The 20,135-nt window shown below is 60.1% G+C and carries 18 protein-coding genes; 9 read left to right on the forward strand and 9 right to left on the reverse strand.

Translation table 11 applies throughout. The annotated features are described in order from the left end of the window. Positions 1-280: 280 nt before the first annotated feature. The 4 genes from ACVMIH_RS11615 (at position 281) to ACVMIH_RS11630 (ending at position 4,642) form a co-directional block, all read left to right on the forward strand. Positions 281-1,618 (forward strand): epoxide hydrolase family protein, encoded by a 1,338-nt coding sequence (locus ACVMIH_RS11615; RefSeq protein ID WP_456861775.1) that lies wholly within the window; start codon positions 281-283, stop codon positions 1,616-1,618. Positions 1,619-1,714: 96 nt separating this feature from the next. Then, positions 1,715-2,131, forward strand: a complete 417-nt coding sequence (locus ACVMIH_RS11620; protein WP_456861777.1) for an organic hydroperoxide resistance protein — start codon at positions 1,715-1,717, stop codon at positions 2,129-2,131. Positions 2,132-2,349: 218 nt separating this feature from the next. Beyond that, entirely contained in the window at positions 2,350-3,675 is a 1,326-nt protein-coding gene (locus tag ACVMIH_RS11625) for an acetamidase/formamidase family protein (protein WP_456861779.1), read from the forward strand. A 505-nt stretch (positions 3,676-4,180) separates the two neighbouring features. Further along, positions 4,181-4,642, forward strand: a complete 462-nt coding sequence (locus ACVMIH_RS11630; protein WP_456861781.1) for a MarR family winged helix-turn-helix transcriptional regulator — start codon at positions 4,181-4,183, stop codon at positions 4,640-4,642. A 246-nt stretch (positions 4,643-4,888) separates the two neighbouring features. Here ACVMIH_RS11630 and ACVMIH_RS11635 read toward each other — a convergent pair whose 3' ends face one another. From ACVMIH_RS11635 to ACVMIH_RS11660, 6 genes are all read right to left on the reverse strand, one after another. Then, positions 4,889-6,349 (reverse strand): sodium:solute symporter family protein, encoded by a 1,461-nt coding sequence (locus tag ACVMIH_RS11635; protein ID WP_456861783.1) that lies wholly within the window; start codon positions 6,347-6,349, stop codon positions 4,889-4,891. A 6-nt stretch (positions 6,350-6,355) separates the two neighbouring features. Further along, the gene (locus ACVMIH_RS11640; protein ID WP_456861785.1) at positions 6,356-6,547 is read right to left on the reverse strand and encodes a DUF3311 domain-containing protein; all 192 of its coding nucleotides are present in this window, start codon (positions 6,545-6,547) and stop codon (positions 6,356-6,358) included. A gap of 139 nt (positions 6,548-6,686) precedes the next feature. Continuing rightward, positions 6,687-8,345 (reverse strand): long-chain-fatty-acid--CoA ligase, encoded by a 1,659-nt coding sequence (locus ACVMIH_RS11645; RefSeq protein ID WP_456861787.1) that lies wholly within the window; start codon positions 8,343-8,345, stop codon positions 6,687-6,689. 131 nt (positions 8,346-8,476) lie between these two features. Beyond that, the gene (locus ACVMIH_RS11650; RefSeq protein ID WP_456861789.1) at positions 8,477-10,684 is read right to left on the reverse strand and encodes a molybdopterin-containing oxidoreductase family protein; all 2,208 of its coding nucleotides are present in this window, start codon (positions 10,682-10,684) and stop codon (positions 8,477-8,479) included. 256 nt (positions 10,685-10,940) lie between these two features. Then, positions 10,941-11,225 (reverse strand): hypothetical protein, encoded by a 285-nt coding sequence (locus tag ACVMIH_RS11655; protein ID WP_456861791.1) that lies wholly within the window; start codon positions 11,223-11,225, stop codon positions 10,941-10,943. A 37-nt stretch (positions 11,226-11,262) separates the two neighbouring features. After that, positions 11,263-12,327 carry a Rieske 2Fe-2S domain-containing protein gene (locus ACVMIH_RS11660; RefSeq protein WP_456861793.1) on the reverse strand — a complete coding sequence of 355 codons (1,065 nt, stop codon included), beginning with the start codon at positions 12,325-12,327 and terminating at the stop codon, positions 11,263-11,265. A gap of 427 nt (positions 12,328-12,754) precedes the next feature. Between ACVMIH_RS11660 and ACVMIH_RS11665 the strand changes: the two genes are divergently transcribed. Further along, a complete protein-coding gene (locus tag ACVMIH_RS11665; RefSeq protein WP_456861795.1) occupies positions 12,755-13,063 on the forward strand; it encodes a hypothetical protein in 309 nt (102 codons plus the stop codon). Between the two features lie 398 nt (positions 13,064-13,461). Here ACVMIH_RS11665 and ACVMIH_RS11670 read toward each other — a convergent pair whose 3' ends face one another. Both ACVMIH_RS11670 and ACVMIH_RS11675 read right to left on the reverse strand, forming a co-directional pair. Then, a complete protein-coding gene (locus ACVMIH_RS11670) occupies positions 13,462-14,046 on the reverse strand; it encodes a helix-turn-helix domain-containing protein (RefSeq protein ID WP_456861796.1) in 585 nt (194 codons plus the stop codon). A gap of 710 nt (positions 14,047-14,756) precedes the next feature. Next, the gene (locus ACVMIH_RS11675) at positions 14,757-14,966 is read right to left on the reverse strand and encodes a Myb-like DNA-binding domain-containing protein (RefSeq protein WP_456861798.1); all 210 of its coding nucleotides are present in this window, start codon (positions 14,964-14,966) and stop codon (positions 14,757-14,759) included. 970 nt (positions 14,967-15,936) lie between these two features. Between ACVMIH_RS11675 and ACVMIH_RS11680 the strand changes: the two genes are divergently transcribed. Next, entirely contained in the window at positions 15,937-16,431 is a 495-nt protein-coding gene (locus ACVMIH_RS11680) for a hypothetical protein (protein WP_456861800.1), read from the forward strand. A gap of 18 nt (positions 16,432-16,449) precedes the next feature. After that, positions 16,450-16,986: an endonuclease domain-containing protein gene (locus tag ACVMIH_RS11685; RefSeq protein WP_456861802.1), complete on the forward strand. Its 537-nt coding sequence runs from the start codon at positions 16,450-16,452 to the stop codon at positions 16,984-16,986. Positions 16,987-17,110: 124 nt separating this feature from the next. Here ACVMIH_RS11685 and ACVMIH_RS11690 read toward each other — a convergent pair whose 3' ends face one another. Beyond that, positions 17,111-17,716, reverse strand: a complete 606-nt coding sequence (locus ACVMIH_RS11690) for a Uma2 family endonuclease (protein WP_456861804.1) — start codon at positions 17,714-17,716, stop codon at positions 17,111-17,113. Between the two features lie 519 nt (positions 17,717-18,235). Between ACVMIH_RS11690 and ACVMIH_RS11695 the strand changes: the two genes are divergently transcribed. Together ACVMIH_RS11695 and ACVMIH_RS11700 are read left to right on the forward strand one after the other, a co-directional pair. Next, entirely contained in the window at positions 18,236-18,400 is a 165-nt protein-coding gene (locus ACVMIH_RS11695; RefSeq protein WP_456861806.1) for a hypothetical protein, read from the forward strand. A 946-nt stretch (positions 18,401-19,346) separates the two neighbouring features. Next, positions 19,347-20,048 carry an antibiotic biosynthesis monooxygenase family protein gene (locus ACVMIH_RS11700; RefSeq protein ID WP_456861808.1) on the forward strand — a complete coding sequence of 234 codons (702 nt, stop codon included), beginning with the start codon at positions 19,347-19,349 and terminating at the stop codon, positions 20,046-20,048. Positions 20,049-20,135: the final 87 nt, after the last annotated feature.

Raw genomic sequence — 20,135 nt, forward strand, 5'->3', positions numbered from 1 at the left:
CACCGCATTCATCCCAGCGCGGACGTTCACCGTTCCCCGCCGAGGCCCGCCCGCGTTGGTAGAACAAATCAACACTGGTCTCCGATTATCGGGCATCTGCCACAAATGCGGATTTAAAGGAGCGGCCTAGGCGGGGCTGATCAGCCGCCTGTCATTTCAGAACGGGGCGCAGGCCGCTCTAAAATAATTATGAAACGAAGCATTAATCGCTTGCATAGCGTGATCGGAGTCTGATTAGTATCATAATGATTATGATCCAAGCTATCGTGGAGTAACTCGAATGCAAGATCGTGCTGAACCCGCCGCGCGCTCAGCCTCGGCCAATGCCGAGTCGATCAATCACCGGCGCCGCCAGCTACTGGGCTTTGCCGCCGCCGGCATCACCTCTGCTATCGGGGCTACCCTGCTCCCGCCCGTTGCGCTCGGGGCGTCCAACACCGACGCAATCCGCCCGTTCCGCATCGAAATTCCCGAGAACGCTCTCGCAGACCTGCGCAGCCGGATACGCGCCACACGGTGGCCAACCGTGGAAACCGACGCATCGCAGGGCGTGCGGCTTTCGACCATGCAAAAGCTCGCGCAATACTGGGCGACCAATTACGACTGGCGCAAAGTCGAGGCGCGGCTGAACGCCTTGCCGCAGTTCAAGACCAACATCGACGGGGCGGATATTCACTTCATCCACGTTCGATCGAAAAACAAGAATGCCCTGCCCGTGATCATCACTCACGGCTGGCCCGGCTCGATCATCGAGCAGATCAAGATCGTCGATCCCCTGGTCAATCCGCAGGCGCATGGCGGAAGCGCCTCCGATTCCTTCGATGTCGTGGTGCCTTCCCTGCCAGGCTATGGGTTCTCGGGACAGCCGATCGCGACCGGCTGGGATCCGGTTCACATCGCGCGGGCGTGGATCACGCTCATGAAGCGGCTCGGATACACCCGCTTCGTCGCCCAGGGTGGCGATTGGGGTGACGCCGTGACTGAGCAGATGGCGCTGCTCGCGCCGCCCGAGCTCGCCGGCATTCATACCAACATGGCCGCAACCGTCCCGGACGAGGTTGCAAAGGCGCTCCAGCTGGGCTCCCCCGCACCGTCAGGTCTCTCGGCAGATGAGCGGCATGCCTGGGATCAGCTCGACTTCTTCTACAAGCATGGCCTCGGCTACGCTCAGGAGATGGCGAACCGGCCGCAGACGCTGTACGCGCTCGAGGATTCGCCGATTGGGTTGGCTGCCTGGATGCTCGATCACGACGCCCGCAGCCAGGAATTGATCAGTCGCGTCTTCGATGGCGTGCCGGAGGGCCTGAGCCGCGACGACGTGCTCGACAACATCACGCTCTACTGGCTCACCAAAACCGCTGTCTCGTCGGCTCGGCTGTACTGGGAAAACAAGCTCGCGTTCTTTGCGCCGAAGGGTGTCAAAATTCCGGTCGCCGTAAGCGTGTTCCCCGACGAGATCTACGCGGCGCCGCGCAGCTGGGCAGAACGGGCGTTCCCTAACCTCATTCACTACAACCGGCTCGAGAAGGGTGGACACTTTGCGGCGTGGGAACAGCCGAAGCTCTTCGTGCAGGAGGTCCGGGATTCGTTCAGGACGCTCCGCGACGCCTCGCGGTGAAGACGCCTGCTCGCGCGCAGCTCAGGACACGACGGATCCACGTCGACTGAAACCACTCCTTACCTTCGAATATAGATCAATCGAGAGCTGACCAAAATGACCCGACTTGAAAATGTTGTTTACACCGGCAAGACCCGCACGACCGGCGGCCGCGACGGCACGGCGTGCTCTTCCGACAGTCACCTGGACATCAAGCTGTCGCCGCCTGGCGGCACCGGCAAGGGCACCAATCCTGAGCAGTTGTTCGCGGCCGGGTGGTCGGCATGCTTTATTGGCGCTATGGGCATTGTCGCGCGCGAACAAAAGGTTGCCTTGCCGGCCGATGTGAGCGTCGATGCAGAAGTAGACCTCGGCACTACTGGCGGCGCCTTTCTGTTGCAGGCGCGTCTTAACGTCAGTCTTCCGAGCCTGCCAAGGGAGGTTGCACGGACGCTCGTCGACGGCGCCCACCAGATCTGTCCGTACTCCAAGGCAACCCGCGGCAATATCGACGTCGTGATCAATCTCATCTGATCCGAACTGGTGCCACTTCCCTCGGGGCGCGCGATCGGTCTGAGGGAGGTGGAACGGCTTGCTTGCTCGTGGCGCGCGCAGCTCGCGAGCCGCCCTGCCGGCTCCGCCGAATGCCGCCCATTTGGAGCGCCGCCGCGGCTCATGTTCCGGCACGACAGCCTGCCCCGCATCAAAACGCAATCCGCAGCCTGCGCTGCACCAATAGTGAGGACGCCGATATGCTCGAGAAAGTGAGGCAAGCCACGAGGGTTGCCGCCCGTACTGTGTTTGTCAATGAATTGACCAACGGCGTTCTTGATCCGGGTGAACGCATGCTCGGCCCGGTCGCCGACGGCGGTGTCATCATCGCGAACACCGCACCCGGCTGCTGGGGGCCGATGATCACCCCGGCGATCCGGGGAGGCCATGAGGTGACCCGGCCGGTCGCCGTCGAAGGCGCAGATGTTGGCGACGCGATTGCCATCCGGATTCGATCACTCGTGGTGACGTCGGCGGCGACCGCATCGGGCAACGACAAGATTATGTCTGGGCGCTTCAACGGCGATCCGTTTTGCGCGGCCGTCTGTCCAGGATGCGGCACGAACTGGCCGCGTACGCGCATCGACGGCATTGGCGAGACCGCCATCCGCTGCACGCAATGCGGCGCCGATGCGACACCATTCACCTTTGCCAATGGCTATACCATTGCGTTTGATGACGAGCGCCGGATCGGCGTCACGGTTGACAAGTCGGCGGCTAATGCCATGGCCGTCGATGCTGATCGCCTGATGGCATTGCCGGATGCCTCGATCCAGCACCCGATCCTGACCTTCGCGCCAGCAGACCTGGTGGGACTGGTCACGCGTCTTCGGCCCTTCCTGGGACAACTTGGCACGACGCCGTCGAAAGCAATGCCCGACTCCCATAATGCCGGGGATTTTGGGACATTCCTGCTCGGCGCGCCCCACATCTACGCCCTGACGCCCGCGGAGCTCGTACAGCACAAGACTGATGGGCACCTCGACGTAAACTCCGTACGCGGAGGCGCTGTCCTGATCTGTCCGGTCAAGGTACCTGGAGGCGGCGTCTATATGGGCGACATGCATGCACTGCAGGGTGACGGCGAGATCGCCGGCCACACCTGCGACGTGGCTGGAACCGTCACGCTGGAAGTGAGCGTGATCAAGGGTTTGAATATCGATGGCCCGATCCTGTTTCCGGTTGCCGAAGACCTGCCCTTCCTTGCGCGCCCGCTCAGTGACGACGAGCGCCGCCGCGCCCACGCGCTTGCGCGCCAGAAGGGTGTGGCCGAAATCGAGGCGGATGCGCCGGTCACGTTCATCGGCACTGGCGCCAATCTCAACGAGGCTACCAATAACGGCCTCGAACGAGCGGCCAGCCTGCTCGGGCTGAGCATTCCCGAGGTCATGAATCGGGCGACAATGGCAGGCGCCATCGAGATCGGTAGACATCCAGGCGTCGTGCGCGTCACGTTTCGTGCCCCGCTCAAACTGCTCGACGCAAAGGGTCTCGGCGCCTTCGCCAGAGGCCTCTACGATATCTGACGATCAATCCTGCGAGGTGTCGGCGCATCCACGCGGTGCGCCGGCCGGTGCCAGTCGCGTTGACTTGCCCTGGAGGCCCGCCTCTGACCACAGCGCGGAGGCGATCAAAACGCATCGATCGGCTGCCCTGGCCCCGCGCGTGCGCCGTCCCGGGCCATGGTCGTGAGGCGGATGGACGTCAGGAATGCCGCGCGGCCAATGCGTCAAAGCGTTGCGGATGCGGCTCCCCTCGTTTCGGGTCTCGGATTCGCGGTAGACCAGCCAGACCGCCGTCCGCGGTTGGCGCTCGAGCCGCTCATCGAACCCGGGTTCCGGCGCGCCTGACAGCTACGGGCCCGCAATCACACCAGCACCGCCGATGTCCCCCAATCGCCTCATCGCATCCATAGCCCATCTCGGCCTTTGGCCTCTTTCATTGATTTCATAACTATTATTATCGTATGCAATTTAGGAATGGACGGAAGGCAAGTGTGGTTATTGTCCAAATCGTTAGGGGAAGAGGTCATTGAGCCGCAAACCGAAAAAGAGGTCTGAAGCCGACCAACTGGCCGACTTCCTGTGCTTTACGATCTATTCGGCCAACCTCGCGTATTCGCGGGTCTATCGGCCAGTGCTCGAACAACTTGGAGTCACCTACCCGCAATACATTGCGATCATCTCGCTCTGGGAGGAGGACGGACAAACCGTTAAGGGGCTCAGCGAAAAGCTGTTCGTCGAGCCAAGCACGATGACGCCTATGCTGCAGCGCCTGGAGGCGATGGGATATGTGCGTCGGATACGGGATCATGATGATGAGCGCGTCGTTCGCGTGTTCTTGACCGAACGCGGCCGTCAGCTGCGCGAGAAGGGACTTGGATACGGCGAGCTTACACTTCGCGCCACAGGCCTTCCCCCTGACGAGTTCGCCGCCTTGCAAAAGTCTATCGCCCGGCTTCGAAACAATCTGATGAAGGCCGCAAAGCCATAGAAGTTCGATGTCCGTGGGAAGACAGAGGTCAGGTCGTTGGCGGTCGACCAGCTACCGCAGGCAACGCGCCCAACGTCTCGTTTGGTCCATTTTGTCACCTAGCGGGTCGGACAGTGACCAAACATGGTCAGAAATCGCAGCGATGACGTTTCTCGGTGATAGCTGGCGCTCGTTTGCGTAGGACCGGTCAACTGCTCAGCGACCCCAAGTTTGTCCTTACCTCTTCGAGAGCTGTGAACACACTGATCAACTCAACGCAACTACCGTCCGCCGCCGAACAAGCACGCTCAAGCTGAACGTAACGGCGAGATTGACGCCCAGTGCAATGAACCCAGCATTTATGTCTTGCACCTCGGGCGGTGCCCACGGGATGAGGACTGCCAGATTGATTTTGAAGGTGACCACTATTGCGACGGTGATCACGCCCGCAACGATTCCTGCGGCGGCGGCACTTCGGTGAATCGGATTGTTCGCAAGCAGACTGGCAGCCAATGCTGGAAATAGTTGAGTTACAATACTATAGCCCATGATCAGCAGAGAAACGATGCTGTCTCCCCCATTGACCGTTAGATATACAGCTATCGCCGCAATGACAGGTACCGCACACTTTGCGACCACCGACACGGATTCATCCGACGTATTTGGAAATCCCCTTCGATAGATATTTGTAGCGAACAATGTCGACGCAGCGATCAGCATCATCGAGCCCGGCACCAGCGCCGTGAGAACACCGGCGACACCAATAACGCCGACAAACCAAGGATCAAATGTGGCCACGGAAAGCTTGAGCAACGCGAGATCTATCTGACCACCGGTCAGGTTAGGAACCCGAAGGATGGCCGCGAAACCAACCAGCATCGAGAAGAGCATGACCAACGAATAAAGCGGCATGTAGATTGCGTTACGCTTGAACGTCACCGCCGACCTCGATGTATAGATTGAAGCGAATGTATGCGGCCACATGTACAGGCCGAGCGCCGAGATGGCTATCGTTGAACAGTACCACACGGGACCCGTACCAGGGACCGACAGCGCCAAGAAGCCCGGCTTGGCTTCCTCGATCGCGCTGAACATCGCCCCGATGCCGCCATAGTAATGATAGGGAAGATAGATCCCAAGGAAGGCAGACGTAAGGAAGATCATGCAGTCCTTGATTGATGCATTCCAGGCAGAGCCATGGACCCCGGACGCCACGACGTAGGTCGTCATTGCCACAGCGCCGATGACTATTGCTGCGGCGGGCGAGAAGGCCGACGACGAGGCAACTTCGACAATAATGCCGAGCCCTTTGAACTGTAGGACAAGATAGGGAATCGTCGCGACCAGGCCGACGATTGCAACGATCACACCCAGCAACTCGCTATCGTACTTTTGCACAAAAAAGTCTGGCTGGCTTAAGAGGCGATGCTCCTTAGCAAACCGCCATATAGGAGGCAGCAGCCAGTACGATGAGACAAAGGCTAGGCAACTGTAGGTCATAATATACAGTACGGCTCCCCCCTTCCCGTACGCGAACCCGCTGGCGCCCAGAAAAGTGAACGTAGTGTAGATCTCGCCGGCAAGCAGCACGAAGACAAGCGCAGCCCCGAATCCACGGCCCCCAACACTCCACTGCTCAAGACCCATCTTGCGACCGCCACGCGCCAAAAGGCCGACCACCACGGCTCCAACGAATGCGACGGAGATAATTGCGATTGATGCATTCATCGAAAGCTACTCTTCGATCTTTCCAGCGGCCATATCGATGCGCAAAATCACAAACATGATCACCGACGTGAACAGAACGTTCAACAGGGCCCACATAAAAAATGTCGGCATCCCTAGCACGAATGGCGTGACGCGATTGAAAACGGTTGCCCCAAGCAGCACGCCCAAAACCAACAACGACACAAGAAACGTCCTCATAGTCCCTCCCGAAGACCAGCCGGCCCTCTCGACTTTGGTACCATCATGATTTCAGGCGGCCCCTTCCCCGACATGCTGCGCGCCCGGTCGGGCCCGTTGCCGGCAAATTTGACTGGTCGGCCTGGCCGCGGTCGATCGTTCAAGGGAACTCATGGACGACATCATCTGGGGTCAAGCGGCCAACAAATCTGTCAAGCACGATCTCCCGGATCTCCCGCTTGAGAAGCTTGCCAGTCGCGGTATGCGGCAATTCGTCGAGCACGACGATGTCGTCGGGAATGCTCCATTTGGAGACTTTACCGTTGTAGAGCTCGGTCAGATCTGCCCGCGAAAACGTCGCGCCAGGCTTCAGTTGGACGACGAGCACGGGCCGTTCTCCCCAGCGCTTGTCGGGCCGCGCAACGACAGCGGCCTCCTTGACCGCAGGATGCGCCTGAGCGATGTTCTCAAGCTCGATCGAGCTGATCCATTCGCCGCCGGACTTCACCACGTCCTTGGTGCGATCGACAATCTGGACAAAGCTGTCTTCATCCATCGTGACGACGTCGCCGGTGTTGAACCAGCCCTCGACCTCGTGTGCCGCGGTTTTTTCGCTGTTGAAATAGCCGGCGGCGACCCATGGACCTCGCACGAGCATCGAGCCGAAGCTCTTTCCGTCACGGGCAATCGGCCTGCCATCCGCCCCTTCGATGCGAAACTCCATGCCAAACACCGGCCGGCCCTGCTTGACTTCCAGCGCGATCCGCTGTTCGAACGGCAGCGCTTTGTGCTTCGGCAGGAGGGCGGTGGCGAGCCCGATCGGACTGGTCTCGGTCATGCCCCAGCCTTGGTGCGGGCTTATTCCTTTGGCGTGCAGGCGGCTCATCATGTTCGGCCCTGGCGTGGCCCCGCCAATGAACACGCGCCGCAGGCATCCAAACTCCTTTTGGTTCGCATCCATCCAGTCCAGCAGCGCGAGCCAAACCGTCGGCACGCCGGCCGTGACGGTAACGCCCTCCTCCGCAAACAGCTGGTACAGGCTGGCGCCATCCAACTTCGGACCAGGCAACACGAGCTTCGTTCCGGTGACGAGCGCGGCATAGGGTATGCCCCATGCGTTGACATGGAACATCGGCACGACCGGCGCTATCACCTCGCGCACCGACAGCGCGAGCACGTCGGGAAGGCTCAGCGCCAAAGCGTGCAGCACGGTGGACCGGTGGCTGTAGAGCGCACCCTTCGGTTCGCCGGTCGTGCCGGAGGTGTAGCACAGTCCCGATGCCGTATTCTCATCGAACACCGGCCATTGGTATTCGTCGGGCTCCTGGGCGATCAGCGTGTCGAAGCAGAGAAGGTTTGGTAGCACCGCCGACTTTGGCATATGCGCGTCGTCGGTCATGATCACCACGGCCTTCAGCCCCTTCAATGTGTCGGCGATCATCTCCAGGATCGGCAGGAAGGTGAGATCAGAGAACAGCACCTTGTCGCCGGCATGTCTGATGATGAACGAAATCTGCTCGCTGAAGAGACGGGGGTTGATGGTATGGCACACGTAACCAGAGCCGGATATCGCGTAATAGAGCTCTAGGTGTCGATAGCCGTTCCAGGCCAGCGTTGCGACACGATCACCTCGTTCGAGGCCAAAGCGCTGCAGGGCATTGGCGACCTTCTTGGCCCGTTTGGCCATATCGGCAAAGGTATAACGGTGCATCGGCCCTTCGACGGTGCGGGAGACGATCTCCGTAGCGCCATGATAGGCCTCCGCGTGTCGCAGGATCGCCGAGATCTGCAACGGGGTATTCATCATCATTCCGAGCATAATTGCTCCCACTTTATTGTTCGCAAATGAACGAGCTTCAGTCTAAGCGTCGCCCGCGACGCTGCAGGGCGTGGCACCTTCGGAAGTCCTGCCCTCCCTCGCCGCAGGGAATGTCACCACGAAGCTGAGAACTACTGGGCAGGTTGCAACATTTGCTCGACCGCCAAGTCATCGAGTGGCGCCGCCACCTTCCTGACGGCACAGGGAATGCCGCGCAGATGCGGAATGCCCTGCTCCCGATCGAGATACTCGGGCCGGTCAGGACAAATCTGCGCATCAGCATGTGTCCACGCACCGCTGAGATAATCCGCCCCCTGCCGCGTCTCGGGCTTCCACCAGCCGTGCGGCACGCGGACCAATCCTTTCGGCATACTCTGTTGAATTGCCACTTTCGCCACACAGCGGCCCTGTTCCGTAATCACCTCGATCCAGTCGTCGCTGCGGATACCGCTCGCCGCGGCGTCCACGGGATGCAGGAAAGCCCGAGGTTCCGGGTTGCGCGCTCGCAGCGACGCGATATGCCGCTGACCGGTCTGAAAAAACTCCGGCTCGCGCACTCCCGTGAACGCCGTCAGCGGGAAGCGGTCGTCGGCCGGTGGATCCTCGCGATAATAGGGCAATGGATCGAAGCCGAGCTCCTCCAGAATGCTGGAGTAGAATTCGACCTTGCCGGACGGCGTGGCAAAGCCCGTTGCCTCGTACTTCCTGAACCGTAGCCTTTCCATATGCACTGCGTGATCGCGCGCAAACTCGTCAAACGTCTTGCCCATCGGAGCAACGCGAAAGTCGAGCACTTCGCCGACATTGTTCCAGGGGAAGAACTGGCCAATGCCCATTCGGTCGGCCAGCCCCTTCCACAGATCGTACACGTTGCGGCACTCGCCTTGCGGAGCGGTCACTTGCTGCGATGAGCGCATCGCCGAGGTCCAACCAAAGCTGTCCGAGAGCGCCGGGCGCTCAAGCCAGCTGTCGCCAGGTAGGACATAATCGGCCAGCTGCGCCGTGGGTGACATGACATGCTCGAAGGCGACGACCAATTCCTGCTTCATCAGGGCCTGGTAGATCAGCTGCATGTTGGCAAAGCTCATCATCGTGTTGTTGCCCACGCTGAGGAATGCCTTGACCGCATACGGCGTCTGCTCGGACATCGCCTGAAAGACGCTGGTCGGGTTGGCCATGTAGCTGCCCGCAACGATATTTGCGTATTCATGCCCCCAGACGCGCCGCGTGGGTTCTCCGAGCGGGGCGGTGCCTCGATAGGTAAATGCCGGGAAAGTATCGGCACCAAGCTGCTTCATCTTTTGCCGCCCGGAAAGCACCTCGTGCAGTTCGAGCTCGGAGTCGTTGATCACGGTCGGGTGGTAGCCGTGCAGGATCTCGCCTCCGGGAACATCGATATTGCCGGTCAAGGCGCGCAACGTGCACTGCAGGCGGATCGCCGACGTGCTATTGCGCTGCTGATCGGTGATCGGCGACCATGGGATGATCGCCGGCCCTGAGGTGGCATACAGCCGCGCAGCTTCGGCAATTGTCTCGGCCGCGACGCCGGTGATCGCGGCCACCCGCTCGAGCGGATACTCGCGCGCGCGGCGCTTGAGCGCATCGAAGCCCACGGTCCATTTGTCGACGAATTCGGCGTCGTAGAGCCCTTCGTCGATGATCACGTTGATCCAGCCGAGACACATTGCGGCGTCCGTCCCGGCTCGCAGCGGAAGCCAGAGATCGGACACTTCGGCATTCTCGCTCTTGCGGGGATCAAGGACGATCAGCTTGGCGCCACGCGCTTGCGCCTGGCGAATCGAATTGTGGATCGGGGTCCAGCTGTGCTTCCATGGATTGTGGCCGAACAGCACAATGCAGTTGGTCTTCGAGTAGTCAGGAAACGGGTACCAGCCGTAGACCATTCGGTTGATTGCGGCGGTGTTTCCGGAACACAAGGCGATGCCGCTCATCCAGTTTGGGGCGCCCAGCAGGTTCATGAAGCGGCGCGACATGCCGTTGCCACTCTGAACGTTCCACGGGCTCTCGGAGACGGCAAACGCCTCCGGCCCATCCGACGCGATGATCTGTCCGAGCCGGGACGCGATGTCATCGAGCGCGTCGTCCCAGGATACCCGCTGCCAACGTCCCGAGCCTCGCTCTCCGACCCGCCTGAGCGGATAGCGAATACGGTCGGGATGATCGAAGCCCTCGGGTGCGTGGACCCCCTTGATGCAGATGTTGGCCCACCCTGGCCGCGGATCCTGGGCCTTGATCTTCAGCGTACCGTCATCATTCGTTTCGACGAGCACCTGACAATAGATATCGCAGCTTGAGCAAAGCACCTTCTTCGCGCCCATGCAGTCCACCCTCCTCGCACCAGCTCGCCCGCCCCGATCCCGGATCTGGCCGCGCGGCCGGCACTTCCATCGTTCATTTCCAGCCCGGCAACCGCGCTTGGCCGGACGCTCGTTCGTCCGCGCGTCTGCGGTCAGCTCGCCGCGATCATCGATCCAGTCGATGCGATCGCTGAGCGATCGCTATCGAGGTCCCGGATCAACACCGCTGCTCGAGCGCCCGCCCTCCGATCAACCGCATCCATCCACAAGTCATTCTTCAAGGACCCGTCAGGGATTCTCCAAGACGGGACTTGAACTTCCGTCTGATGCGCGCGGCATCTTCGGCTTCATCGAACAGAAGCTCGACGACGGCCCTATGCGGCCCATCGTCCGCCACCGTCTCGATGCCTGCGACCCGACCGCTGGCATTGAGGATCTTGGCCCGCCACGTGTCGCTGGCATCCGAGCGACACGCGTCGATGATGTCCAGGGCTTCAAGATCGAGCAGGTCGGCTCGGCCCCAATCTGCCAATTGAAAGCGCAAACAGACCGTCATCAGCATTCCCCGCTCGACCTTGTCGACTGGATCATCGTTTCGACTATTCGGCCGCGACCGCCGGACGCCTGCCGGCCTCCTGCTCCTGCAGCGCGAGCGTTTTGATGTACCTGCGCATCGCGACCGCCGCCGCGTCGCTCGCCACCGACACCTCGAAGAACTCCTCGTCACGCTCAGCCACAATCGGCTCGATCAACTCGAGCCCGTAGCGATCCTCGTTGAGGATGGCGTAGAGGCTGTTGTGGAAGAAGTCGCGGACTTCAACATTACCCAGCGCGAAATCACGCCCGATAATCGCGAAATAACGGCACTCGCCATTGTTGATCGGCGTGATCAGGTGCGCCACTTTCAGGCCGTAGTACCTGCGCTCATGTTCGGGATGAGCCGTATCGTAGATGCGCGCGCTGGTCAGGTGAAGCGCCGGCGAGACGAATTCGGAGCGGGCGAAGCGCGCGCCGGTCTTGGTGTCGCCAAGGGGGGTAGATTGGCTCCAGATCGGCGGAAGCTTCACCGGAGTGACCAGCCGTTCCACCGCAAAGGTGGTGTCCGACAGGTCAACGTTGAACGGCGCACGGGCATATTCCGGCGAGCCCAGGCTGTTGGCGTGCAGATAGCTCAAATGCGTCAGGTCGATCAGATTTTCGTGCAAGCCAATGTAGTTGCCCTTGACGTCCATCTGACCCTTGGTCCACTCCCAGTCTGCGGAGTGCATCCAGGAAAGGTCGGGAATCAGCGACGGATTGGCGTCTGCCACCTCGCCCATCCAGATCCAGATGAGCGGTCCTTGCTCGACGAGCTTGTAGGACCGGATGCCGACGCCTTTCGGGCATTTGGGTTGGGACGGTACCTCCACCCAATTTCCCTCGGCGTCATAGCGGAAGCCATGGTAGCCGCAAACGATGGTGTCGGCGTCGAGCGTGCTCCTCGACAAGGGAAAGGATCGGTGCGCACACCGGTCGTCGAGCGCGACCGGGACGCCTGCTGTCGTCCGGTAAAACACAAGCTTCTTGCCAAGCACGGTGCGTGCAAGCAATTCACGCCCGACCTCCTCCCCATAGGCGGCGAGATACCAAGCATTCTTGACGAACGGCGTATCTCGGTCGGCCATTCGCTTCAGCGCGGCTTGACTGGCTCCGATTGCATTCGCAGACGGCAACGTCATTCCATTCTCCTCGGTTGGTAGTTGAGACACCCGTTGGAAGTCGGCTCGCAGCGCGTGTACCGCGCATCATCTGCACCCTCCCCAGGACGCGAGCTCCGCGCGATCCCGCCGCACCCCACTCACGCGGATCACGGAGCGGCCAATTGTTGCGTGGTCATTTGCCGGGCGGCTCGTGCGTTTTGGCTGCTTGGAGTAATCCAACACGAGCGCAGCCGATCCCAATCCCTGTGATATGGGCCTGCCCTGCATTCTGATTGGCATCTCGATGTAACTTGCCGACACGCAGGCTCTGGACGCGGCTCGCAAGCAGGTCCCTCTGCCGGAGCAGAGACCATCTTGGTTCATCCCGTTTCCCCCTTGGCGACCGGGCGGCTTGCTGCAGGCCGCCGTTCCGACCCTGCAGTGTCGCCTCGCGGCACCATCGTTCCTCCTGGCATCGCCAGATATTGCTCAAGACCTAACACGCAGCACCCGATCGGAACATGCGAACTATTCCAATTCAAAGGTGCACCAATCAACAAACAGACCACGGGTCGGTTTCGACCGACTCAAGGTCGGTTTCCTTGGAATTTTCGTCGCCATTTCAATGCCATCGATTATCGCGCCTTGCTTTCGAATTGAACAAAACACCGACGCGCGACCGCGCGGCGCGCTGACGGCGTTCGATCCGGACGGCGAATAGGCATGGGTCAGAACGCACGCGCTCAGATTCGCTGCGCTGTTTCAATTCTCCATGGCCAGTCTGTTGCGACACCATCGCAGAACCGCTCGTGAGGACACGTCGGCGACCGCAGCGCTGTCGAGCTATCGGCTGATTGGGGCACGCCGGAGCGCGCGATCACGCTTCTCGCGATCGCTTCAAAGCCGTGAGGGCCACGTGTCGTCGATCTGCCAGCTTCGCTTGATCACATCGATCAAACTAAAAGCACCTGACATGTGACGCGTTCGCCTCGAGGAGCCAGCGGCTCAACGCGCAGGATCGAAGCACCATCGCTGGTGGCTGCACGATCGACAAGCAGATTTAATGACAAGCCGTATCAAACCCACCAATGATCAGATGGAGCGGCCGTGACGCGCAGCTCACCTGAGCAGAGGTCTCAATAGATGCATCAATCCCTCTGTCATGTCGCGCGCTGCGCGCTCGGGCTTGTCGGAGGTCGCGCACACTAACGCTGACTCCAGCAACGCACCGGCGACGAGTTGGCCGATGGCCTGTACCTTGCCTTCGCGCATTCCCTGTTCTCTGAGGTGCGCTTCCAGTGCGCCGCGAACGAGAACCGAAAAGTGGCGATCATCGATCGCGCGCCAACGCTCCCAACCCAGGACCACCGGTCCATCGACGAACAGGATCCGCTTCGCGGCAGGTGCGGTGGCGATCAATAGATATTTCAGGACCCCCCGGGAGAAACTGTCAGCCAGATCCTTGCCCCGCCGTGCCGCCTTGCGGACCTCGACGGCGAAATCAGCCTGCACGGCATCGACCAGTTGATCCATGATCTCCTCCTTGGAGGAGAAATGATGGTAGACAGCCCCCTTGGCTACGCCGGCCTCGGAAGCAATCGCGTCCACGCTGGTTTCGGCGAAGCCGCGCGAAGCGAACAGTTTGCGTGCACCGTCGAGGATCGCGGCGATGGTGGCTGTTCGACGTTGGCTCTGCGTAATCATGGTTTCCCGAGTTCGATTAATGGCGGGCCTGTATTTGGCGACTGCCCGGCGACAGAATAACAGAACATTGACCGCAGAGAACAGCGCGCTGGTATCATCGATCCAGCGACGTAGAGACCTTGCCGGCTCACCGCGGCTGGCTTGCTCGCTCCGCACCCTGTCACCGCGCGTGTCGGATGCCTGCGCGAGGTCTTGGCGCTGCCTGCAATCTGATCGTCGGCATCATCCGCGGCTTTCGCGCGGGTGTTGTCACGGTAATTCTGGTGGAATCACTCTAGGGCGATGCGCTCCTACGAGCTTACCACACGCCAAGGCCCGAATGCCGCCGCAACAAAGAAAGGCGGCCTGGCAGAGACCCAGCCAGGCCGCTAGTGGTCCAAGGTGTTGGAGGACACCTAGGGAGCTCGAGGAGAGCTGCGACGGAGTAACCAGCAATCCGGCACGCATCAACCGTGCAATGTTGCGCCTCCGACGTGCATGAATTCGAAGGAACCACAAGCAGAGTGCGCCAACGCTGTTAGTTCTTCGCTCGGCTCCGATCTCTGCAACCCGGCAAGACGAACAAAGAACGTGCCCGGCACTGGCAAGCTCGCTCTCCTCGTCGCTAGGGCGCTTCGAAAGCCGGCCTCCCCGCGATGGGCTTACGCCTGCCTTCTCGTCTTCTTGCGCTAAGAGTGATTGGTCGTTTCAGTATAAGCTTGAATCGTCTCTCAGGGCTGCCGTTTGCATGCCTTCGGCAAGTTGCCCTGCTCCGGCACGGTCTCTGGCCGCCTATTCTTCAGGTGCTTCAGATAGCGGCCGACGACGGACGCTTCGGATCTGTCGAGCTCCGCGGCGATGCGAATCCACTTCAGTCCGCCGCGGCGTAACTCAAGCAATCGTCGCTCTTCTTCTGCTGTCCAAGGCTTCGGCTTCGGCATCGATCGCCCTTCCCAAAAGCATCCGATACGAGCCGGCGCGCCGCGGCTCGTCGAGCGCGCTGATTGCGCCTGGAAGATACGGACTGGTCGAAAAACAATGGCCAGCCTGGACGGGACGACCTCCTCGGGTCGTACCCCGATTTCAGCATGGCGATGGAGGACACCTGAGGAGTTCGAGGAGAGTAGCGACCGAGTAACCAGCAATCTCCGACGCATCAACCGCACATTGTTGCGTCTCCGGCGTGCAAGAATTCGAATGAACGACGCGCAGACCGCGCCACCGGCGCCAGCACTCTTCCAATCCAGCGCTTACGCCTCGGCAGTCCGGCTCGACGGTTCAAACGGAAGCGCTCACCGCTGTACGCCTGAAAAGGATCAAAACGCCCGCATGGCATGCTGCTGCCGTTCGCCCCGTGCTCACCTTGCGTGAGCACCTTCGGGCCTCACGCCTCGCGTGGCCCGGATCAATTGCATCGTGGGCGCTACCAATCGAGGGGGCCAATAGCTGTTGTTCTTGATCGCGCCTCAGGGCACTGGGCATCGCCGAATGATGAATCCCTACCCACAGCAGTGCGGCCGTCCCTCCTGACAAAGGTGGCTGTTCGTCAGTGAGCGGCTTCGCCCTCACACAGATGACGGGCGGCTCGCCAATGCCCGTCAAGTCGGCGAGCGCCGATGCCACGCGCGCGATATAAGAACAATTTGTCAGGTATCGACCCATGCCGAACAGAAGGTCCAAGCCGGATCATCTCGGTCAATCGGCGGGTCGAACGCCGAAGATATCGCACCAATGGCGTCGAGGCGCGGCCGCTCGAATTGACAAGCAGGCCAGATTACGCGCCTCGAGGGCTCTGAATTCTCCGTGGATAAACCGACGAAACGGCTGCTTGCGGCAGGCAAGCCAGCCTATCCTCAGGTTCTGTACCTGAGTCGCACAGCCTTATCGACAGGTTATCCACAGGTTACACACATGGCGTCGTACCGCGAGATGCACGCTGTTAGCAGCGATCCGGCGAAGGTTCGAAATCTTGCCCTCAGCCTGCTCGCCTTGGCCAAGACGGCGGAAAGTGTCTTTTCGGAATGGGAGTTGACATTCCTCCGAGACATTGCCGAGCAATCGGCGGAAATCATGTCGCTCTCGCGTGAGGAGCGAAAAGATTTCAAGTTCAGTAAGGAGCGCGCACAAGCCTTGCTTGCTTTGCGCGACTTCCGTCTCACGACATTGCAAGCTGAAAAACTATTCGAAATTCGCGACGCAGCCGAGTTGCACCGGGATATTGGGGGCGTCAGCGTCAGAAACCTCATCAATCGTTGCTACGAGGCTCGCGCCGAACTCGTCGACGAGGATGACGAGCGGTTCATCGAGCGCCTTTGGCGGAGCGGCGTCGGCGAGTTGCGTAACAATGATTTGCTGCGACTAAAGCGATGCAGCAAGCGATTGGGCGAACTGGAAGACTACATGTAATACGCAACGAGTCCTCAAGTGGTCGATGACTTCTCCAATTTCAGATCTGCCATTGTCCGGCCCGACGAACGTGATCCGGACGACGCGCCGACGCGCGAATTCATGCCTCTCAGCATGGCACTGGTAAAGGCTGTCGAGAGTGCTGTTGAGAGCTTTGCCATGTCAGGCGTGACCGAGAGCCCGATAGAAACGATATTTGGCGCGAAGCTAGCATTGGTGCTGAGGCCGGTGTGCGAAGAATTAGGCTGGGAATTTGCGATCGGCGCGAGGCTGGAGGCTGATCTCGTCTTGTATCCGCAGTACCCGCTTCAACGGTTCAGGTATGACTTTGCCGTTCTCGCGAGAGGGCAGACCAAGCCACTCATCCTTGTCGAGTGCGATGGAAAGGACTTCCACTCGACACCGCAGCAGCAGGCCAATGACAGATTGAAAGAAGTGGCGGCCTCGAAGGCCGGGATTAGGCTGATTCGCTTTTCAGGCTCAGAGATAAATGGAGACGTAGACTGCTGCGTTCGTCAGGCGCTTGCCGCATGTGTCAGCGCTGCGTTGCAGTAGCGGCAGCTTGAAGCACCGAGCTTTCGGCAAAAATGCCTCGGTCTGACGACGCCGCGTTGGCCCTGCTACGCAAAGAGGCCTCAACTCGGACTCGCCGATCGCCCTCAGAACATGCTGCAGCAGATTAACGAGGAGTATGGTCACTTCTTACGACCTGGAGACGCGGTCGAGGCCTCACATCGAGCGTATCGTAGATCTCATTCAGCGTGATGGATGTGCCCAGCGTCGGAAGTGGAATGGCGACGTCAAATTCCTCGAACTTTTCCTCGGTCCACTTTCCGTCCTCTTGCCGTCGATGAACCTTAACGAACGCAATCTCGGACTCGATTTGAATAACCGTGTCGACACTCTTCAAATTTTGGTATTCGCCCAGCTTCTCCTGGTAGTCGAAGACGGCGGTGCCTGGCGAGGAGACTTCGACGATCAGGGTCGGATTGGAGGCCGTCATTGCGGACGCATTGGGCGGACCACAATCGACCACGACGTCGGGATATCGGATCGTATCCGGCCCGGTCTGGACGGCCGTGTCGCTCGATGTGGTACGACAGCCTTTCTTCTTCCCGGCCGGAACGAAGGCTGTCTGGACGTTGCTGCAGATGACGTTGTGCCCTTCTTTGGCGCCGGCCATAGCATAGGCTACGCCGCCTACGAGCTCATAGCGGACCTCGCTGCCGGAAATGGCATCGAAAAAATCGTCTATCGAGAGCTTGTCGTGCTCGGGAATACCCATTGCGCCATCCAGATCTTCGCCCCTGCAATATAAACCGCTTGGTGCAATAGAAAAGCCCGCCCAGACCCTCGGACCCGGTGTGATCGTGACAGTTACGGCCAGGAATGGCAAAGATTACTCTAACAGCCCCATCCCGGGAAACGTGGTGACGCCGCAGATCCGGGGCAAATTCGGCCGAACCATTCCCGTTAGCGATCCCCGGCGAGCGGTGCCCGTCTTGTCGAAAACGTCCTCTACTTTTGTAGGGCGCAAAAACCCGTCGGCGACGGCGGCGTTTTCCTTTAGACGATGCGGTTGAACTTGATTGAGAGGGCCATCCCTTGAGCTTGTGGGCCCCCTCCAGCCATCCGTGGAGTAATTCCTCGACCAGACACGCTCGTCTTTTCGCGGGCGGCGAGGTCGCAGAGCGGGACGAGGCCATGAGTGCGCCTTCGCATGCCATTTAACTTCAGCGATTCAGGAGCTGAGCGGCCTGAGTCGACTCTTGGGACGTCTTGGCGACGCATCGAGGCTCCTTTGATGGTAGCCACGCCGCTCAACGTCATCGCGGATCTCATCACTCACGACCCGAACCCGGCGCTTCTTCATGCGCCAGCTCCCACCGACCTCGGCCGGAAGATCCTTTCCTCGTGCGACGACAAGGATTTCCTTTCGTCCGTTCAGATAGACATCGTACATCAATAAATGCTCGCGGCACGGCACGTACGAATTTAACGCCTGATGTTTCAAAAAGATGCTTATCCGCCATGACCTACATCAAGCATCGGCAACCGTCCACCTTGAGAATGTCGGACCGTGGTTCCCGCCGCTTCGACAGGCCGCAGGCCAAGGCTTAAGTGACTGCGGGCGAACGGCGCCCTTCGGGGTCTGCCCGCTGAACAAACTGACGGTGCGCGACGCGCATATCTGCAGCTCGCCCCGGCTCGCCCTTCCCCCTCCCACACCATCCCACTCTTGTCGCATGCACCGGCGGTCAACAAATACCCTCTCCTGGCGCGCCGCTGCGAATAGGCGATCGCCTTATTGAGGAGAGCAGGGAACGTTCCAGCCTCCCCTTCGGAGATGGCTCTTCGAAGACGCGGATTTCTGGACCGCGTCCGGAGGCCAATTGACCGCGTGACAATGCCATCAGTCGCGGTCGAAGTCCTGCGAGCGACGAGTTCGATCACGATCCCATCGACGCGGCGCGTTCGCGATACCGCTGCCCAGCTCTCCCAACGGCATCCGCAATGACATCGCCTGACGTTCGTCGGACTTGGATCTCGTGCCTGACGTCCGCGCAACTTATTTCACCGCGACTGTCTCAGGGGCTTTTCGATCGTCTCGAACAACACCATGATCGGGATTAGGACCCGGCCAACTCGTCGTCTGCGGGGCCAGCGTAACCGATTGGATTTTTTCCCATTTTCAAGTGCGTGCTATCGCAGGGTGCACGACCGCGCTGTTCTGCGTGCTGCGGGTGCCCCTTCAAGAATCACTCCAGCCGTACGCTACACGACACCAGTACAGTCCGCTCGACGCGCTGACGTCGTCACTGGCGTCAGACCGGCTTCAATGATGACTTGATGTGCACCGATTCGGCCACGAATCAGAGGCGCGCTCAATCGGCCGATCCAAAGAGTTGAGAGGAATGATTTCGCAGTTTTTCGAGGTTCAGATCCGGAACGGGCATGTCGATCGCTATATGAACCTGGCCTCGTTACTCAGACCCAGACTCGATGAAATGGACGGCTGTCTTTTCATCGACCGCTTCAAGAGCCTGACACGCGAGAACCTTCTCCTCTCCTATCAAGTCTGGCTGGACGAAGGAACGTTGACCGCATGGCGGGCCGAGGAGCGCCATCACGCGATTCAAACCATCAGACGAGAGGAAATCTTCACCGATTACCGAATTCGGATCTCCCAGATCGTTCATGAGGTCCGATCCGACCGGTCGATCTGGAAGTCTGAGCGACGTACGCCCTACAATGATCCTGCCCGCCGTGCGGCGAGTTTTGTTATCGCCTCGGAGTCGACGAGCCCCGATTTGCCGGTCACGACCGAATGGCGGCACGATTCCTTTGAAAGCATGTACCGCACCGCTCGCTTCGCCCATCTGATCGATCTGCCGGATTTTGCGTCCGGCCTGGAATTCGGCGCGCCTGCTTTCCGATCCAGCGACAGAACACATCCGTATCTTCGAGGTCATGCGCGACTACGGCATGTACGACCGCGCGGAGGCTCCGCAGTATTATCCGCCGGTGGCGGTGGAAGACCGGAGGCGGGCGGTACTCTCATGACGATCAAACAAGCACCGAACTTGCCGCGCGAGCGAAGATCGCGGCAAGCATAGCTCACCGCAATGTGCATGGCGCCCGTGACTCTCTTGACGGTTGTGCCACGATCGCAGCACAATCGCGATCGAAACGGCACATAGGAC

The sequence above is a fragment of the Bradyrhizobium sp. USDA 4503 genome (assembly GCF_054055815.1).

Bases quoted from the DNA above. Each gene is read 5' to 3' on its own strand.
- ACVMIH_RS11615 (WP_456861775.1), top strand. From the start codon at position 281: ATGCAAGATCGTGCTGAACCCGCCGCGCGCTCAGCCTCGGCCAATGCC.
- ACVMIH_RS11620 (WP_456861777.1), top strand. From the start codon at position 1,715: ATGACCCGACTTGAAAATGTTGTTTACACCGGCAAGACCCGCACGACC.
- ACVMIH_RS11625 (WP_456861779.1), top strand. From the start codon at position 2,350: ATGCTCGAGAAAGTGAGGCAAGCCACGAGGGTTGCCGCCCGTACTGTG.
- ACVMIH_RS11635 (WP_456861783.1), bottom strand. From the start codon at position 6,349: ATGAATGCATCAATCGCAATTATCTCCGTCGCATTCGTTGGAGCCGTG.
- ACVMIH_RS11640 (WP_456861785.1), bottom strand. From the start codon at position 6,547: ATGAGGACGTTTCTTGTGTCGTTGTTGGTTTTGGGCGTGCTGCTTGGG.
- ACVMIH_RS11645 (WP_456861787.1), bottom strand. From the start codon at position 8,345: ATGCTCGGAATGATGATGAATACCCCGTTGCAGATCTCGGCGATCCTG.
- ACVMIH_RS11650 (WP_456861789.1), bottom strand. From the start codon at position 10,684: ATGGGCGCGAAGAAGGTGCTTTGCTCAAGCTGCGATATCTATTGTCAG.
- ACVMIH_RS11655 (WP_456861791.1), bottom strand. From the start codon at position 11,225: ATGCTGATGACGGTCTGTTTGCGCTTTCAATTGGCAGATTGGGGCCGA.
- ACVMIH_RS11660 (WP_456861793.1), bottom strand. From the start codon at position 12,327: ATGGCCGACCGAGATACGCCGTTCGTCAAGAATGCTTGGTATCTCGCC.
- ACVMIH_RS11670 (WP_456861796.1), bottom strand. From the start codon at position 14,046: ATGATTACGCAGAGCCAACGTCGAACAGCCACCATCGCCGCGATCCTC.
- ACVMIH_RS11675 (WP_456861798.1), bottom strand. From the start codon at position 14,966: ATGCCGAAGCCGAAGCCTTGGACAGCAGAAGAAGAGCGACGATTGCTT.
- ACVMIH_RS11680 (WP_456861800.1), top strand. From the start codon at position 15,937: ATGGCGTCGTACCGCGAGATGCACGCTGTTAGCAGCGATCCGGCGAAG.
- ACVMIH_RS11690 (WP_456861804.1), bottom strand. From the start codon at position 17,716: ATGGGTATTCCCGAGCACGACAAGCTCTCGATAGACGATTTTTTCGAT.
- ACVMIH_RS11695 (WP_456861806.1), top strand. From the start codon at position 18,236: ATGGTAGCCACGCCGCTCAACGTCATCGCGGATCTCATCACTCACGAC.
- ACVMIH_RS11700 (WP_456861808.1), top strand. From the start codon at position 19,347: ATGATTTCGCAGTTTTTCGAGGTTCAGATCCGGAACGGGCATGTCGAT.